Origin of the sequence: Kitasatospora sp. NPDC058492, from assembly GCF_042720685.1 — a bacterium.
Classification (GTDB): Bacteria; Actinomycetota; Actinomycetes; order Streptomycetales; family Streptomycetaceae; genus Kitasatospora.
This window is the reverse complement of record NZ_JBHXMU010000010.1, coordinates 24653-41023: the sequence shown is the minus strand read 5'-3', so window position 1 is coordinate 41023 and position 16371 is coordinate 24653. Positions and strand designations below refer to the sequence as shown.

Sequence of the window (16371 nt, the reverse complement as noted above, 5' to 3'; positions counted from 1 at the left end):
CGACGGCAATGGGCAGGCGCTCAGGAGTGCTGGAGTTCGCCGTTCTCGGTCTGCTCCACGACGCCCCGATGCACGGCTACGAGCTGCGCAAGCGGCTCAACGTCCTGCTCGGAACGTTGCGGGCGTTCTCGTACGGAACGCTCTACCCGTGCCTGAAGAGCCTGGTCGCCCAGGGCTTCCTGGTCGAGGACAACCCGGACGTCGAGTACGTCCCGGCCACCGCGCTCAACGGCAAGCGGTCCAAGACCGTCTACCGGCTCTCCCCCGAAGGCAAGCAGCGCTTCGAGGAGCTGCTCGCCGACTCCGGGCCCGACGCCTGGGAGGACGAGCACTTCGGCGTCCACTTCGCGTTCTTCGGCCAGACCGACCGGGCCGTGCGGATGCGCGTCCTGGAAGGGCGTCGCAGCCGGCTGGAGGAGCGGCTGGAGAAGATGCGCAACTCGCTGGCCCGCGCCCGCGAGCGGTTCGACGACTACACCGTCGAACTGCAGCGGCACGGACTGGAGTCGGTGGAGCGCGAGGTCCGGTGGCTCAACGAGCTGATCGAGACCGAGCGGGCCAACCGCACCGGCCGGACCGGGCCCGCCACCGGCGGCAACACCACCGCCGTACCCCACAAGACTTCGGACGGCCGTGGCCAGGAGGAAGGGTCCCAGGACCCGCCCGGGCCACCGTACGACCGCCCGGGGCGCTCCGCCCAGGAGCGCTGACACCGCGTCAGCCCTGTGCCGCGCGGCAGGAGTGGGCGCCTCGCGCCCGTACAAGCAGTCATCGAAGAAGCAGGACGAGTGCCGTCGACCCCGGCGGCCCTCATGAGATCACAGGGAGCAACCGGAATGGGTTCGGTTCGCGTAGCCATCGTGGGCGTGGGCAACTGCGCCGCGTCGCTGGTGCAGGGTGTCGAGTACTACAAGGACGCCGACCCGGCCGGCAAGGTCCCCGGGCTGATGCACGTCCAGTTCGGTGAGTACCACGTCCGCGACGTGGAGTTCGTCGCCGCGTTCGACGTCGACGCCAAGAAGGTCGGCTTCGACCTGGCCGACGCCATCGGCAGCAGCGAGAACAACACCATCAAGATCTGCGACGTGCCGCCGACCGGCGTCACCGTCCAGCGCGGCCACACCCTCGACGGCCTGGGCAAGTACTACCGGGAGACCATCGAGGAGTCCGACGAGACCCCGGTCGACGTCGTCCAGATCCTCAAGGACCAGCAGGTCGACGTCCTGGTCTGCTACCTGCCCGTCGGTTCCGAGGCCGCCGCCAAGTTCTACGCCCAGTGCGCCATCGACGCCAAGGTCGCCTTCGTGAACGCCCTGCCGGTGTTCATCGCGGGCACCAAGGAGTGGGCGGACAAGTTCACCGAGGCCGGCGTGCCGATCGTCGGTGACGACATCAAGTCCCAGGTCGGCGCCACCATCACGCACCGCGTGATGGCCAAGCTGTTCGAGGACCGCGGTGTCATCCTCGAGCGCACCATGCAGCTGAACGTCGGCGGCAACATGGACTTCAAGAACATGCTCGAGCGCGAGCGCCTGGAGTCCAAGAAGATCTCCAAGACCCAGGCCGTCACCTCGCAGATCCGCGACCGCGAGATGGGCGCCAACAACGTCCACATCGGCCCGTCGGACTACGTGGCCTGGCTGGACGACCGCAAGTGGGCGTACGTCCGCCTGGAGGGTCGCGCGTTCGGCAACGTCCCGCTGAACCTGGAGTACAAGCTCGAGGTCTGGGACTCCCCGAACTCCGCCGGTGTCATCATCGACGCCGTGCGCGCCGCGAAGATCGCCAAGGACCGCGGCATCGGCGGCCCGATCCTGTCGGCCTCCTCGTACTTCATGAAGTCCCCGCCGGTGCAGTACTTCGACGACGAGGCCAAGGAGAACGTCGAGAAGTTCATCCGCGGCGAGGTCGAGCGCTGAGGTAGAGCGCCGGAGCCGGCGGCGGGTGACCGCCGCCGGCCGCGCCGGAGGGCCCACGATCATCGGATCGTGGGCCCTTCACCGTTTCTCGGCGAATGTTTCACGTGAAACAGCGGCCGGTTCCATGGCACTCTGGGCGGGTGGCGATCACCGAGAACGGCAGCACCCACCAGTCCGCACACCGTGCCACGCTTCTCGGTCTGCTCCGCGGCCGGGACTTCCGGCGGCTGCTGACCGCCCGGGTGCTCTCCCAGCTCTCGGACGGCGTCTTCCAGGTCTCGCTCGCCGCCTACGTCGTGTTCTCCCCGGAGAAGCAGTCCTCCCCCGCCGACATCGCCTCGGTGCTGGCCGTGATGCTGCTGCCGTTCTCGGTGATCGGGCCGTTCGCCGGGGTGCTGCTGGACCGCTGGCGCCGCCGCCAGGTGCTCTACTACGGCAACCTGGCCCGCTTCGGGCTCGGCCTCGTCACCGGCGCCCTGCTCCTGGCGGAGGCGCCGACCTGGCTGTTCTTCGCCTCGGCGCTGCTGGTCACCGCGCTCAACCGGTTCATCCTGGCCGGCCTGTCCGCCGCCCTGCCCCGGGTGGTCGAGCAGGACCAGCTGGTCACCGCCAACGCGCTCTCCCCCACGCTGGGCACGGTCGCCGCCGCCTCCGGCGGAGGGGTCGGCTTCCTGCTGCACCAGGTGATGACCCCCGGACCGAAGGCCGACGCCGCGCTGGTCACGGTGGCCGCGCTGCTCTACCTGTCGGCCGCACTGGCCGCCCGCCGGATGGACCGCGACCTGCTCGGCCCGGAGAAGCACGGCGACCGCCCGGCGCTCGGCCAGGCGCTGGTCCGGGCCGCCGTCGAACTCGGCGCCGCCGTGCGCCACTTGGTGCGGGACTGCCGGCCCGCCGTGCACGCGCTGGCCGCCGTCACCGCGGCCCGGTTCTGCTACGGCGTGCTGATCGTGGTCGTGGTGATGCTCGCCCGGTACACCTTCAACGACCCGACCGACAGCGCGGCCGGACTGGTCACGCTCGGCCAGGCGGTCGGCCTGTCCGCCGCCGGGTTCTTCGTCGCCGCACTGGTCAGCCCCTGGTGCACCCGGCGGCTCGGCCTGGCCGGCTGGATGACGGTCTGCCTGGCGGCCCCGGTGGTCTTCGTCCCGGCGCTCGGCCTGAGCTTCACCCTGCTGCCCTGCCTGCTCGCGGCGCTGCTGCTCGGGGTGGTCACCCAGGGCACCAAGATCTGCGCCGACACCGTGGTCCAGGAGTCGGTCGAGGACGAGTACCGCGGCCGGGTCTTCGCGATCTACGACGTGCTGTTCAACGTCGCCTTCGTGACCGCCGCCCTGGTCACGGCGCTGGTGCTGCCGCTCTCCGGCCGCTCGGTCGTGGTGGTCGTCGGGGTCGCCGCGGTGTACGGGCTCTCGGCGCTCCTCTACCTGCGCTCCGCCCGGCGGTACGGGCCGCTCCCCGGCGACCGGGTCTCCTGAAGGCCCTCGGCCCCTCGGAACGGTGGCGTCCGACCGAGTCGCTAAGGTACGTCAGACCTGTCGCAGCGACAGCACTCGGCCTCGGGGGACGAACTGATGAGCACACCGCCCGGCCCGTACGGGCCACCTCCGCCGTACGGGCCGCCCCCGCAGCCGGCCCCGCCGTACGGGCAGGTGCCGTACATCCCGTCGCAGCCCCAGCCCGCACCGCCCGGCTTCGGACCGCCCCCGCCCGGGCCGCCCCAGCCCGGACCACCCCAGCCCGCACCGCCCGGCTTCGGACCGCCCCCGGCCTACGGCCAGCAGCCGCCCGGCTACGGCGCCCAGCCGCCGTACGGCCAGCAGCCGCCCGCCGGCCCGTACGGCTACCCGCCGCCCGCCTCCGCCGCCGAGACGCCCCCCGCGAAGCGCGGCGTCAAGGCGAAGCTGCGGATCGTCGGCCTGGTCGGCGGCTGCCTCGCGCTGGCCGTCGGCTACTTCGTCAGCGGCCCGAGCGTCAGCAGCGCCAAGCCCGGCGACTGCGTCCGGGTGAGCGGCACCCGCGATGTCGAGATCGTCAAGTGCACTGACGCCAAAGCGAATTACCGGGTCCTGTCGACGTTCGGCGACACCACCGACGTGAACCGCTGCCGGCAGACGCCGCAGACCACCAGCGCCGTCTCGGGCAAGAGCGGACGCCGCTGGAACAAGAAGCGGTACGTGCTCTGCCTCGGCCCGATGACCCCGGCCGGCGCCCCGCTGCCGGGGAAGGCCTGACCTCTCCACCACCACCGCATCCCCGGGGGACCTCTTGTCCGTTCCGCCGCCCCAGCTGCCGTACGGCGCCCCGCCGCCCGACGACGGCAACCCGTACGCCACCGGCAACCCCTACGGCCGGCCGACCCCGCCCCCGCCGCCGGGCCCGCCGCCCGGCTACGGCTACCCGGCCGCCCCGCCGCCGCCCGACCAGCCGTACGGCTACCCTCCCCAGCCCGCGCCCGGCTACGGGTACGGGTACCCGCCACCGGCGCCGCAGGACGGGCCCGCCTGCCGCTTCTGCGGCGGCTTCCCGGCCGTGGACGCCACCGTCCGCGGCCACCAGGGCCTGGTCCTGGCCTACCGGATGCTGCGGATGCCGGGCCCGTTCTGCCGCACCTGCGGGACGGCCACGGTGCGCGACCTGTCCGCCCGCACCCTGGTCCAGGGCTGGTGGAGCCCGGCGTCGGTGCTGCTGGCGCCGATCACCCTGCTGCTGAACCTCGCCGCCAACGGCAAGGTCAAGCGGCTGCCGCCGCCCGTCCCGGGCAGCCACGGCCCCCAGCTCGACCCCGGCGTCCCGCTGGGCCGGCGGCCGCACGCGCTGATGCTGCTGCTGCCGCTCTCGGTGGTCGTCACGCTGGTCCTGGCCGCCACCGGGGTGCTCGGCCCGAAGAAGGACGACCCGGTCGCGCCGATCGCGATACCGACGGTGACGGTGCCCCCGGTGACCACCTTCTCGCCGCCGCCGACCTACACTCCGCGGCCGTTCCCCTCGCCGACGTTCAGCATGCCGCCGGTGCCCACCATCACGCTGCCGCCGCCGACCGCCCCCAGCACCGCTGCCGACAGCATCGACCGGGCCAACCCCGGCGACTGCCTGCGCAACGAGAACGGCACCGGCGCGACCCACGACGCCAACCCGAAGATCACCATGCTGCCCTGCGGCGACTCCCGCGCCCAGTACAAGGTGGTCTTCAAGTACCTGGCCACCTCCGACGAGAAGGTCTGCGAGAAGCAGCCGAAGTCGGACAGCACCTACACCCGCACCTACTCCAACCTGCCGGCCCTCAACTACGTGCTCTGCCTGCAGAGCCTCCACGGCTGACCCGGCACGCCCGAGGGGTGGTCCCGGCGTCGGCCGGGGCCACCCCTCGCAGCACCTCTCAGCCCTGCTGCTCGGCCCACCAGGCCCGCAGCGCGGCCACCGCCGCGTCGTGCTCCAGCGGGCCGTGCTCCAGCCGGAGTTCGAGCATGTGCTTGTACGCCTTGCCGACCTGCGGGCCGGGCTTGAGCCCGAGCAGCTCCATGATCTGGTTGCCGTCCAGCGCCGGGCGGACGGCGTCCAGCTCCTCCTGGGCCTTCAGCTCGGTGATCCGCTGCTCCAGGCCGTCGTAGGTGCGCGACAGCGCCGCCGCCTTCTTGCGGTTGCGGGTGGTGCAGTCGGAGCGGGTGAGGTTGTGCAGGCGCTCCAGCAGCGGTCCGGCGTCGGTGACGTAGCGGCGCACCGCGGAGTCCGTCCACTCGCCGCCGCCGTAGCCGTGGAAGCGCAGGTGCAGCTCGACCAGCTGCGAGACGTCCTCGGTGCGCTCCTTGGAGTACTTGAGCTCGCGCATCCGCTTGCGGGTCATCTTGGCGCCGACCACCTCGTGGTGGTGGAAGGAGACCCGGCCGTCCGACTCGAAGCGGCGGGTGCGCGGCTTGCCGATGTCGTGCAGCAGCGCGGCCAGCCGCAGGGTGAGGTCCGGGCCGTCCTGCTCCAGGTCGACGGCCTGTTCCAGGACGGTCAGCGAGTGCTCGTAGACGTCCTTGTGCCGGTGGTGCTCGTCGCGCTCCAGCCGCAGTGCGGGCAGTTCGGGCAGCACGTGGTCGGCCAGGCCGGTGTCGACCAGCAGCCGCAGGCCCTTCACCGGGTGCTTGGCCAGCAGCAGCTTGTTCAGCTCGGCCTGGACGCGCTCGGCGGACACGATGGTGATCCGCTCGGCCATCGCGGTCATCGCGGCGACGACCTCGGGGGCCGGCTCGAAGTCGAGCTGGGCGGCGAAGCGGGCGGCGCGCATCATCCGCAGCGGGTCGTCGGAGAAGGACTCCTCGGGGGTCGCGGGGGTGCGCAGCACCCGGGCCTCCAGGTCGTCCAGGCCGTGGTGCGGGTCGACGAAGCCGCGGCCGGGCAGGTCGACGGCCATCGCGTTGACGGTGAAGTCCCGGCGGACCAGGTCCTGCTCGATGGTGTCGCCGTAGGTGACCTCGGGCTTGCGGGAGGTCCGGTCGTACGCCTCGGAGCGGTAGGTGGTGATCTCGATCAGGAAGGAGCCCTCGGGGGTGTCCTTGCGGGCGCCGACCGTGCCGAAGGCGATGCCGACGTCCCAGACCGCGTCCGCCCAGCCCTTGACCAGCCTGAGCACCTGCTGCGGGCGGGCGTCGGTGGTGAAGTCCAGGTCGTTGCCGAGCCGGCCGAGCAGGGCGTCCCGCACCGAGCCGCCGACCAGGGCCAGCCGGTGGCCGGCCGCCTCGAACCGACGGGCGATCTCGTCGGCCACCGGCGACACCCGCAGCAGCTCTTGCAGCCCCAGGGTCTGGGCCTCGCTCAGGCCTGGGACGGCCTGGACGGCGGTGCTGGAACGGTCGAGGTGCGCGGTGGACTCATTGGCAGTGGACACGGCTCACAAGAGTACGTGGCCCGACAGGTCAACCGCCCGCGCGTTTTGGGCGTCTCACCCCAAGGCCCGCAACACTGCACCGCGGGCTGCATCGTTACCATGCCGGTGGACGAGTCTCGGGCACCGGACAGGGGATGCGGTGTCGCGTGCCGCCGTGGCCGGCGGAGCTCCCGCGGCACCAGCGCGGCGAACTGCGTCGAGCGAAGAACGTCAAGCGAACAGCATCAGCAGCGAGCGATCGAGAACGGCGAGGGCGGAACGAGTGAGTGAGCCGGCACGGCACTCGGGCCTGGGGGCGGAACGACGGCCCGGAAGGACCGAACGCCCCGTCGAAGGGCACGGTACGGGGCGGCGCGCGGGGCGGGCGGCCCGCCGCCTCGCCGCCGTCTGCGGGGCCGCCCTGGCCCTGTTCTCAGCGGTCGCCCCGGCCGCGGCGCTACCCGCCGGGGGCGGCGTCCGGCCGACCACCGACAACGGCGTCTCGGCCGAGTACCCGGTGGAGATGACCATCGAGACGGTGGCACCGCAGGTGGCCAGCCCGAACGGCATCGTGAAGATCACCGGGCACGTCACCAACACCGGCAAGGCCGCGGTCAAGAACGCCCACGCGGCCGTCCGCAAGCCGCTGTCCAGCAAGCCGCTGCAGCGGCGCAGCGACCTGTCCCTGGTGACCACCCGCAGCGGCCCGACCAACTCCGACGGCGTGGAGCTGGACAGCCCGCAGTACGCCCTGCCGGAGCTGGGTCCGGGCCAGAACCAGCCCTACACCCTGAGCGTCTCGGTGAGCGACCTCGGGCTGTCCGACAGCGGCGTCTACGAGCTCGCGGTGGACGCCTGGGGCTCGACCGCCGACAACCAGCGCGACCGGCCGCTGGGCATCGCCCGGACCTTCCTGCCGTACAACCCGGGCGGCGCCGAGGCACAGCCCAGCAAGGTCACCACGCTCTGGCCGCTGGTGCACGCGCCGGTGCTGGCCGCGCAGACCTACTCCGACAACGACCAGCCCGTCCCCGTCCTGCGCGACGACAGCCTGACCGCCGAGTTCTCCCCGGGCGGCCGGCTGTACGAGCTGGTGGACACCGGGGCCAAGATGACCGGGCTGACCTGGGTGGTCGACCCGGACCTGCTGGACACCGCGTTCGCGATGACCAGGCCGTACCGGGTGCAGAAGCCGGGCCAGGACGTCGGCAAGCCGGCCAAGGACGACAACACCGTCCCCGGCACCGGCCAGGCCGCCGCCACCGCCTGGCTGGACAAGCTGCGGGCCGCCGTCGCCAAGCCGGGCGGCCAGGTGGTGTCGCTGCCCTACGCCGACCCGGACCTCGCCTCGATCGCGCACAACGGCGCCGACCTGACCGGGATGGGCACCGCCCTGGGCAAGGCGGCCACCGCCGGCCGGCTCACCGTCGAGGGCCGGCTGTCCGTCGACACCCGCTCGGACGTGGCCTGGCCGTACCAGGGCTACCTGGACCAGCAGATCGCGGGCATCGCCCAGCAGGCCGGCAACGGCCTGGTCCTGGTCAACGGCGCGAGCATGCCGGAGCCGGACGCGATGAACTACACCCCGACCGCGGTGCGCCCGATCGGCAGCGGGCAGAACGCGGTGGTCGCCGACGAGACCGTCTCCTCGCTGTTCCAGACCGACCTCGCCTCCCCGCAGGCGCAGACCAAGGCGAACCAGCGCTTCCTCGCCGAGACCTACACGATCACCCACGAGCAGCCGCAGAACCAGCGCGGCCTGCTGGTGATGCCGCCGCGCGACCTGACCGCGAGCACCGCCAAGGTGCTGGCGGACGCCCTGCAGACGGCCTCCGACAACAAGTGGCTCGCCCCGGTCAAGCTGGACACCCTCGCCCAGGCCTCGCCCGACCAGAAGGCCAACACCGCCGTCCCGGCGGCCGCCGACTACCCGGCCCAGGTCCGGGCCTCGGAGCTGTCCGCGGCCGAGCTGAGCAGCACCGACGAGATCCAGCAGAACCTGGACACGCTGATGCGGGTGCTCACCCTGCCGCAGCGGGTGCGCGGCCCGTTCAGCGCCGCGATGGTCCGCTCGCTGTCCACCGCGTGGCGCACCGACGCGGCGGCCGGCAGCACCTACCGCGCGGACGTCGCCAAGTACCTGGACGAACTGACCGGAGCCGTCCGGGTGACGAAGAAGAACGTCGTCACCCTCGCCGGCGACACCGGCCTGGTGCCGGTCAGCGTCCGCAACGACCTCACCCAGACCGTCACCAACCTCAAGCTGGTGCTCACCTCGACCCAGCCGAACCGGCTGCGGGTGGGCAAGGAGGAGGAACTGGTCATCCCCGCCGCTCAGAGCGCCACCCTCCGGTTCCAGGCCGAGGCGCGCAACAACGGCCCGGTCACCATGACCGCCCAGCTCTGGACCACCGGCCCCAACCCGCAGAAGTACGGCACACCGCAGCAGTTCACAGTGGAGGTCACCTCGGTGACCAACGGCGTGCTGTACGTCTTCGCGGCCGCCGCCGGCCTGCTGCTGCTGGCCGCGCTGCGCTTCGTGCGGCAGCGCAAGCGGCGGGCCGGGCAGCCGCACGCCGACGGCGACCAGCCGGTCGACGGCCCGGCGGCGGACGGCGCACCGGCCCCGGCGGCGGACGAGGCCCGGGACGGGGCGCAGGACGCGGGCGGGGACGCGAGCGGGGAGAAGCCCGACGGCGAGGCCGGGGGCGGTGCCGGCGAACCCTCCGGGAACGGCCCCGGCGGCGGCCCCGAAGACGGCTCCGGCGGCGGATCCGCCGAGGCCGGCCCCGCGCAGACACCGCGCGGCAGCAACGCGGATGGCCGGGATCGGACCGCCAGTGATGAGAAGGTTGGTCCTTGATACCGCCGACCCCCCGCAACGCCGGGCCGGCCTCCCCCACGACAGCGAAGAGGTGACATGACCGGGCGCAGCGAGGAGCGGCCGCCGGGCCGCGGTGAGAACCGGCCGGGCGCCGAGTCGCCGTCCGGCGACTGGTACGTGGCCGACACCTACGCCCAGGACCCGTACGCGGCCGACGCGTACGGGAACCCGCAGGCCGGCCAGGACCCGTACGGTCTGCGGGCCGACCGGCCCGCGGCACCTCAGCCGCCGGCCACCGCGTACGACGTGCCGCCGCAGCTGCCGCCGCAGGGCGGCGGCTACCCGACGCCGGTGCCGCCGGCGCAGTATTCGGCGCCGACGCCGTTCGCGGCCCCGGTGCCGCCCGTGCAGCCCGGCTGGGACACCCCGGTGCAGGCCGCCTGGCAGGAGGCCCCGGCCCCGGCCGGCGGCGGCCAGTGGGGCGGCCAGGAGCAGCCCCGGCCGCAGTGGGAGCCGGGCCCGGCGCACTCGACCTGGGACAGCGAGACCACCGAGTACGTCGGGGTGGACGCGCTGTTCGGCGGCCACCAGGCGCAGGCGGCGGCCCAGCCGCCGGTGCCCCCGCCCGCCCCGGTGCACCCGATGGCACCGCCGGTCGCGCCCCCGCCCCCCGTTGCCGGGCCGCCGCACGCCCCCGCGCCGTACCCGCCGGTGGGCGGCTACCCGGGGCAGCAGCAGTACGCCGGCCCGGACGGGCACCGCCCCTTCGTCCCCCCGATCGAGTTCGACCCGCCGCTCTCCGAGGACGAGGCCACCATGCAGGTGGCCGCCGTGGCGGTGCCGCCGGCGGTGGAGCCGCTGGCGGACCTCGTCGCCGAGGAGCGCGCCGCACAGCCGGCGCCCGCGGCCGAGCCCGCCCCGGCGGCCGGCGGCGGCGGCAAGGTCGCGAGCCTGCTGAACTCCAGCGCGATCATGGCGGCCGGCACGCTGGTCTCCCGCGGCACCGGCTTCGTCCGGACCATGGTGATCACCGCCGCCATCGGCGTCGCCGCCATGGGCGACTCGTACAACGCCGCTTACACCCTGCCGACTCTGCTCTACATCCTGATCGGCGGCGGCGCGCTAAACGCCGTCTTCGTGCCGCAGCTGGTGCGCAGCATGAAGAACGACGAGGACGGCGGCACCGCGTACGCCAACCGGCTGCTCACCCTGGTGATGGTCGGGCTCGGCGGCGTGGTGTTCCTCGCGGTGCTCGGGGCACCGCTGCTGGTGCAGCTGATCTCGCACTCGATGATGGAGAACGCGGACCGCGCCGAGACCACGGTCGCGCTGGCCCGGTACTGCCTGCCGACCATCTTCTTCATGGGCGTCCACGTGGTGATGGGGCAGATCCTCAACGCCCGCGGCCGGTTCGGCGCGATGATGTGGACCCCGGTCCTCAACAACATCGTGGTGATCTTCACCTTCGGCGCCTACATCTGGGTGTACGGCGGCTACAGCGGCACGCACGTGACGCCCGAGGGCATCTCGCCCGAGGGCGTCCGGCTGCTCGGCCTCGGCACCCTGCTCGGCCTGGTCGTCCAGTCGCTGGCGATGATCCCGTACCTGCGGTCGGCCGGCTTCCGCTACCGGCCGCGCTTCGACTGGCGCGGCCACGGCCTGGGCAAGGCCGCCCGGCTGGCCAAGTGGACCTTCTTCTTCGTGCTCGCCAACCAGGCCGGCTTCCTGGTCATCACCCAGCTGGCCACCGCCGCCGGCAGCGCCGCCGAGAAGGGCGGCCACGAGGGCGTCGGCCTCGCGGCGTTCTCCAACGCCCTGCTGATCTGGCAGCTCCCGCAGGCCGTGATCACCGTCTCGATCATGAGCGCGGTGCTCCCCCGGCTCTCCCGGGCGGCGGCCGACGAGGACGCCGGCGCCGTCCGCGACGACCTGTCGTACGGGCTGCGCACCACCGCGGTGGCGGTCGTCCCGGGCGCCTTCCTGTTCCTGTCGCTCGGCCCGGCGATCGCCCGCTCGATCTACGGGATCGGCGGCGGTGACCGGGCCCTGGACAACGCCTCCAACGTCGGCCTGATGCTCTCGGCCTTCGCGCTCGGGCTGATCCCGTACTCGGCCCAGTACGTCATGCTGCGCGGCTTCTACGCCTACGAGGACACCCGGACGCCGTTCTCCAACACCGTCTGGGTCGCGGTCTGCCAGGCCGGGTTCTCGGTGGTCTGCTGGTTCACGCTGCCCGCCCAGTGGGCCGTGATCGGGATGTCCTTCGGCTATGGTCTGGCCTACGCCGTCGGGGTGACGGTCGCACTGCCGAAGTTGAAGAAGAAGATCGGCGGGCTGGACAGCAAGCGGATCGGCAAGACCTACAGCCGACTGGCCACCGCCGGCGTGCCGTCCGCGCTGGTCGGCCTCGGCGTCAGCCTGGCGGTCCAGCAGGTGCTGGACGGCTGGCTGGGCAGCGTGCTGTCCCTCGTCGCGGGCGGCGGCCTCCAGCTGGCCGTGTTCGTGCTCATCGCGAAGCGCCTGCGGATCGAGGAGCTAAACGCCATGCTCGGCATGGTGCGCGGCCGGCTGGGCCGCTGATCCACCACACCGACCGACCGGACGAGCGGACGCCCTGACCGGGTGTCGACGGGAGCCACCGGCTCCTCCGCCCGTCCGGCCGGGTGCCGGGCCGCCGCCCGCGCCCGGCTCCGCCCGGGCCGCGAGATGGCGGCCCGGTGTCGGATCTGCACCACATCTCTCCACCAGCACGCAACCGAGCGCGCCCCTCAGCGGTCGTACTCGGTGGAGAAGAGTGGGCACAATTGTCCTGGAGCACGTGGCCGCCAACCCGCGGGCTCCAGCGACTCTCTCAAGCCGGGGCGACACAAGGGGAGGCAGGACCACGGTGGCTGATGGCACCAAGGCGGTCGTCGACACGTCAGCAGCTGACGCGGCGGCGGACGAGGCCGCACTGGCCGCGGCGATCGACGAGCTCACGGCGGGGAAGGCAGCCCCGGCGGGCGCCGTCGCCGACGCCTCCTCCCAGGACGCCTCCGAGGACCGGGGCGCCGCCCCGGACACCCCGGTGGCCGCCGACCCGGACCCGGACACCGACGCCGCCGACCCCTCCGACCCCTCCGAGCCCTCCGACCTCTCCGACCTCTCCGACGTCGGCCAGGACGCCCCCCGCGGCGAGGAGACCTCGGAGATCACCGCTCCGCTCTCGGTCCACGAGATCGCCGCCGAGCTGGCCGCCGGCACCGTCCGGCGCAAGCCCGCCGCCCCGGAGCCCGCAGCCGCCAAGCGCCGCCCCACCGACCCGCAGCCCACCGTCGACCCGCGCGACACCGCCACCCTGCCCCGCACCCTCCCCGCCCCGCTGCGGCACAGCGGCGACATGATCGGCCACCGGTACCGGCTGGAGGAGTGCATCTCCCAGACCGAGACCTTCAGCAGCTGGCGCGCGGTCGACGAGAAGCTGCGCCGGGCCGTCGGCGTCCACCTGATGGCCTCCGGCCACCAGCGCGCCCGCAAGGTGCTCGCCGCCGCCAAGTCCGCCGCCCTGCTCGGCGACCCGCGCTTCGTCCAGGTCCTGGACGCCGTCCAGGAGGGCGAGCTGGTCTACGTCGTGCGGGAGTGGCTGCCGCACGCCTCCGACCTCGCCAAGCTGCTCGCCGACGGCCCGATGGAGCCGCACGAGGCGTACCAGATGGTCCGCCAGGTGACCGACGCGGTCGCCGCCGCCCACCGGCGCGGCCAGGCCCACCTGCGGCTCACCCCGCGCTGCGTGCTGCGCACCGACAGCGGCCAGTACCGGATCAACGGCATCGCGGTGGACGCCGCCCTGCGCGGGCTGCCCGACGAGGACGGCACCGACGGCTCCGAGCGCACCGACACCCGCGCGATCGGCGCCCTGCTGTTCGCCGCGCTCACCCACCGCTGGCCCTACCCGGAGGACCGCTACGACCTCCAGGGCCTGCCCAAGGGCCTCCAGAACGCCGCGCCGGACCAGGTCCGCGCGGGCGTCCACAAGGGCCTGTCCGAGCTGGCCGCGCGGGCCCTGTTCGACCACCCGCCGCACCACGCCGAGCCGATCACCACCCCGGAGGAGCTGACCCGGGCGATCGCGCAGATGCCCCGGATCCGCCAGCCCGAACCGGAGCTGCCCCCCTTCCCGGCCCCGCCCCGGCACAACACCCACGCGCTGCCGACCGCGCCCAACCCGACCCGGGTGGCCGACCCGGCGGTCGCCCCGCTGCCCGCCTCGTCCCGGCCGACCGCGAGCCGGCGCACCCGGCGACGGCTGCGCCGGGTGGTCAAGGCGACGGCCTGGACGGTCGCCCTGGGCGCCATCGGCGTCGCCTCCTGGCAGTTCGTGGACACCCTGCGCAACACCGGCCCGACCACCTCCCCGCAGACCTCGGCCACCAGCGACGCACCGACCCCGCAGGCCAGCACCCACAACCCGACGCCGATCGCGCCCAAGGCCGCCCTCTCGTACAACCCGAAGGGCGATTCGGCGGAATCCGCCTGGGCCCTCCCCAAGGCCATCGACGGCGACCCCAGCACGAGCTGGCCGACCTTCGGCTACGACGACCAGTTCGTCCCGGGCGGCTACAAGGAAGGCACCGGCCTGCTGATCGATCTCGGCTCGCCGCACGGCGTCAACTCGGTGAGCGTCCAGTTCGTCGGCACCACCACGGCCGAGCTGCGGATCCCGAACGGTCAGGCGGCGGACAACCCGCAGAAGGCGCCGCTGGCCTCCTTCACGGCCGTGGGGAAGAAGAGCGGCACCACCGTCGACTTCGCTCTCAGCACCCCGACGAACACGCGCTACCTCTTGATCTGGCTGACCAGCCTGCCGAAGGATACGGACGGCAGGTTCCGCGGGCAGGTCGCCGAGGTGAAGGTCTCCGGCTGACCGGCGGTCCGGTCTCCAGGACGACGGCGAGGGGGGCGAGGGGTGACGGTGGCGGAGGACGACGCGGCGCTGCTCGCCCGGCACGTCGCCGGCGACCCGGACGCCTTCGGCCTCCTGGTGAACCGCCACCGCGACCGGCTCTGGGCGGTCGCCCTGCGCACCCTGGGCGACCGCGAGGAGGCCGCCGACGCCCTCCAGGACGCCCTGGTCTCCGCCTTCCGCGCCGCCCCCGGCTTCCAGGGCCGCTCGGCGGTCACCACCTGGCTGCACCGGATCGTGGTCAACGCCTGTCTGGACCGCGCCCGGCGCAGCGCCACCCGCCGCACCACCCCGCTCGACGAGGACCCGCGGCGCCTGGACACCCTGGTCGGCGCCGCGGAACCGGCCGACTCCCCGGTGGTCCGGGCCGAGGTGCAGCGCGAGCTGGCCGCCGCGCTCGCCGAACTGCCCGCCGAGCAGCGGGCCGCACTCGTCCTGGTCGACATGCAGGGCTACCCCGTCGCCGAGGCCGCCGAGCTGCTGGGCGTCCCGGTGGGCACGGTGAAGAGCCGCTGCGCCCGGGGCCGGGCCCGGCTGCTCCCGCTGGTTCGCCATCTGCGCGAGAGCGGCGGTGGCGGACCGGATGTTTCACGTGAAACACCGAACGCCCCCGGCGCGGCCGCGCCACCTCGGCGGAACGCGCCGGGGAACCCGACGGGCACCCGCACCGTCACAGGGACAGGCCCGAACACCGGTCGGACGGTTCTGGAAGGAGACGCGAGCACGCGATGACGGCCCACCTCTCCTCCTCCGGCCCCACCGGCCCCGCCGAGGCCCACCCCTCCGTCGACGAGCTCGCCGACCTCGCCGAGGGGCTGGTCGAGTCCGCCGACGCCGCCCGGACGCTGCGCCGACACCTGGACGACTGCGCCGAGTGCCGCGAGACCGCCGACGCGCTCGGCGAGGTCCAGGCACTGCTCGGCGCCGTCGAGGCCCCGCCGATGCCCGCCGACATCGCCGCCCGGCTGGACGCCGCCCTCGGCGCGGCCGCCGCCTCCGCAGCGGAGGAGGAGGAGGAGGCCGAGAACGCCCCCCTCGCGGCCTCCCGGGCCGCCACCCCCACCCTGGCCCCCCGGGGCGCCGCGGCGCCCGCCGCACCCCCTTCCCGGCCCGCCGCGCCCACCGGCCCGGGCCGCCCCCGCCCCCGGCGGCGGCGCGCCGGCCTGCTGCTCGGCGCGACCGCCGCCCTGGCCGCCATCGCCCTCGGCGCAGCCCTGCTGCTGCACCCGGCCGGCCAGGACGACCAGCACCCGACGCTGTCCGCCGGCGCCCCCGCCTCCGCCTCCCTCGGCACCGGCGCAAGCCCCGGCACGACGCAGAGCCCCCGCGCCGACCACGCCGCGGGGGCCGGCCCGACCTACCAGGACGACCAGCTCGCCGCCCAGATCCAGCAGCTGCTGGCCCGGTCGGGCACCGCCCCCGGGCTGCGCCCGACCGGGCCCGCCAAGCCCTCCGCCGCGATGCCCGCCGACGGCCGCCAGGAGCTCACCACCCAGGCCTCCCCGCCGTCCTCCCCGCCGTCCTGCCAGGCCCTCGCCGAGGGCGTGCCGCTGGCCACCGACCACGGCAGCTACGCGGGCACCCCGGTCGAGGTCCTGGTCTACCCGGCGCCCGGCCGGCCCGGGTTCGCAGACGTCTACCTGCGCTCCCCCGACTGCGGCCCGGTCGTGCTGCAGCGCACCGTGCCCACCCGTTGACGTCCCGGGGCGGGCGCCCCGGGGATCCGGGCTCCGTTCCCATGCGATCGACGAGCAGGGCGCCGCGCCGCTCCCACAGTGCGGTCGCCTGGTACTGATCCGCCTGGGAATGCGAGACACTGGTCAGTCGTTGTCCC

The 16371-nt window shown here is 73.8% G+C and carries 11 protein-coding genes; 10 read left to right on the top strand and 1 reads right to left on the bottom strand.

Annotated elements, in window-relative coordinates; translation table 11 throughout:
* The first annotated feature begins 8 nt into the window (after positions 1-8).
* The 5 genes from ACFWPI_RS09475 (at position 9) to ACFWPI_RS09455 (ending at position 5240) form a co-directional block, all read left to right on the top strand.
* Positions 9-710: a PadR family transcriptional regulator gene (locus ACFWPI_RS09475; protein ID WP_063348480.1), complete on the top strand. Its 702-nt coding sequence runs from the start codon at positions 9-11 to the stop codon at positions 708-710.
* Positions 711-836: 126 nt separating this feature from the next.
* Positions 837-1919: an inositol-3-phosphate synthase gene (locus ACFWPI_RS09470; protein ID WP_063348479.1), complete on the top strand. Its 1083-nt coding sequence runs from the start codon at positions 837-839 to the stop codon at positions 1917-1919.
* A gap of 140 nt (positions 1920-2059) precedes the next feature.
* Positions 2060-3397: an MFS transporter gene (locus ACFWPI_RS09465; protein ID WP_380379725.1), complete on the top strand. Its 1338-nt coding sequence runs from the start codon at positions 2060-2062 to the stop codon at positions 3395-3397.
* A 96-nt stretch (positions 3398-3493) separates the two neighbouring features.
* Positions 3494-4153, top strand: a complete 660-nt coding sequence (locus ACFWPI_RS09460; RefSeq protein WP_380379727.1) for a hypothetical protein — start codon at positions 3494-3496, stop codon at positions 4151-4153.
* Positions 4154-4187: 34 nt separating this feature from the next.
* The gene (locus tag ACFWPI_RS09455) at positions 4188-5240 is read left to right on the top strand and encodes a hypothetical protein (RefSeq protein WP_063348477.1); all 1053 of its coding nucleotides are present in this window, start codon (positions 4188-4190) and stop codon (positions 5238-5240) included.
* Positions 5241-5298: 58 nt separating this feature from the next.
* Here ACFWPI_RS09455 and ACFWPI_RS09450 read toward each other — a convergent pair whose 3' ends face one another.
* Positions 5299-6699 carry a CCA tRNA nucleotidyltransferase gene (locus ACFWPI_RS09450; protein ID WP_380379740.1) on the bottom strand — a complete coding sequence of 467 codons (1401 nt, stop codon included), beginning with the start codon at positions 6697-6699 and terminating at the stop codon, positions 5299-5301.
* A gap of 355 nt (positions 6700-7054) precedes the next feature.
* On the opposite strand from ACFWPI_RS09450, the gene ACFWPI_RS09445 reads away from it, so the two are divergent.
* From ACFWPI_RS09445 to ACFWPI_RS09425, 5 genes are all read left to right on the top strand, one after another.
* On the top strand, positions 7055-9634 hold the full coding sequence (locus tag ACFWPI_RS09445) for a DUF6049 family protein (RefSeq protein WP_380379729.1): 2580 nt from the start codon (positions 7055-7057) through the stop codon (positions 9632-9634).
* Between the two features lie 57 nt (positions 9635-9691).
* The gene (murJ, locus tag ACFWPI_RS09440) at positions 9692-12175 is read left to right on the top strand and encodes a murein biosynthesis integral membrane protein MurJ (protein ID WP_380379732.1); all 2484 of its coding nucleotides are present in this window, start codon (positions 9692-9694) and stop codon (positions 12173-12175) included.
* 307 nt (positions 12176-12482) lie between these two features.
* Positions 12483-14498, top strand: coding sequence for a protein kinase family protein (locus ACFWPI_RS09435; protein ID WP_380379734.1), 2016 nt, complete (start codon positions 12483-12485; stop codon positions 14496-14498).
* Positions 14499-14540: 42 nt separating this feature from the next.
* Positions 14541-15269 (top strand): RNA polymerase sigma factor SigM, encoded by a 729-nt coding sequence (gene sigM, locus ACFWPI_RS09430; protein ID WP_380379737.1) that lies wholly within the window; start codon positions 14541-14543, stop codon positions 15267-15269.
* Complete coding sequence (locus ACFWPI_RS09425; RefSeq protein ID WP_380424708.1) at positions 15266-16234, top strand: hypothetical protein; 969 nt, start codon at positions 15266-15268, stop codon at positions 16232-16234. The genes sigM and ACFWPI_RS09425 overlap by 4 nt, the downstream gene beginning before the upstream one ends.
* Positions 16235-16371 lie beyond the last annotated feature (137 nt).

Coding starts and splice junctions, on each gene's coding strand:
- ACFWPI_RS09475 (WP_063348480.1), top strand. CDS start 9: ATGGGCAGGCGCTCAGGAGTGCTGGAGTTCGCCGTTCTCGGTCTGCTC.
- ACFWPI_RS09470 (WP_063348479.1), top strand. CDS start 837: ATGGGTTCGGTTCGCGTAGCCATCGTGGGCGTGGGCAACTGCGCCGCG.
- ACFWPI_RS09460 (WP_380379727.1), top strand. CDS start 3,494: ATGAGCACACCGCCCGGCCCGTACGGGCCACCTCCGCCGTACGGGCCG.
- murJ (WP_380379732.1), top strand. CDS start 9,692: ATGACCGGGCGCAGCGAGGAGCGGCCGCCGGGCCGCGGTGAGAACCGG.
- ACFWPI_RS09425 (WP_380424708.1), top strand. CDS start 15,266: ATGACGGCCCACCTCTCCTCCTCCGGCCCCACCGGCCCCGCCGAGGCC.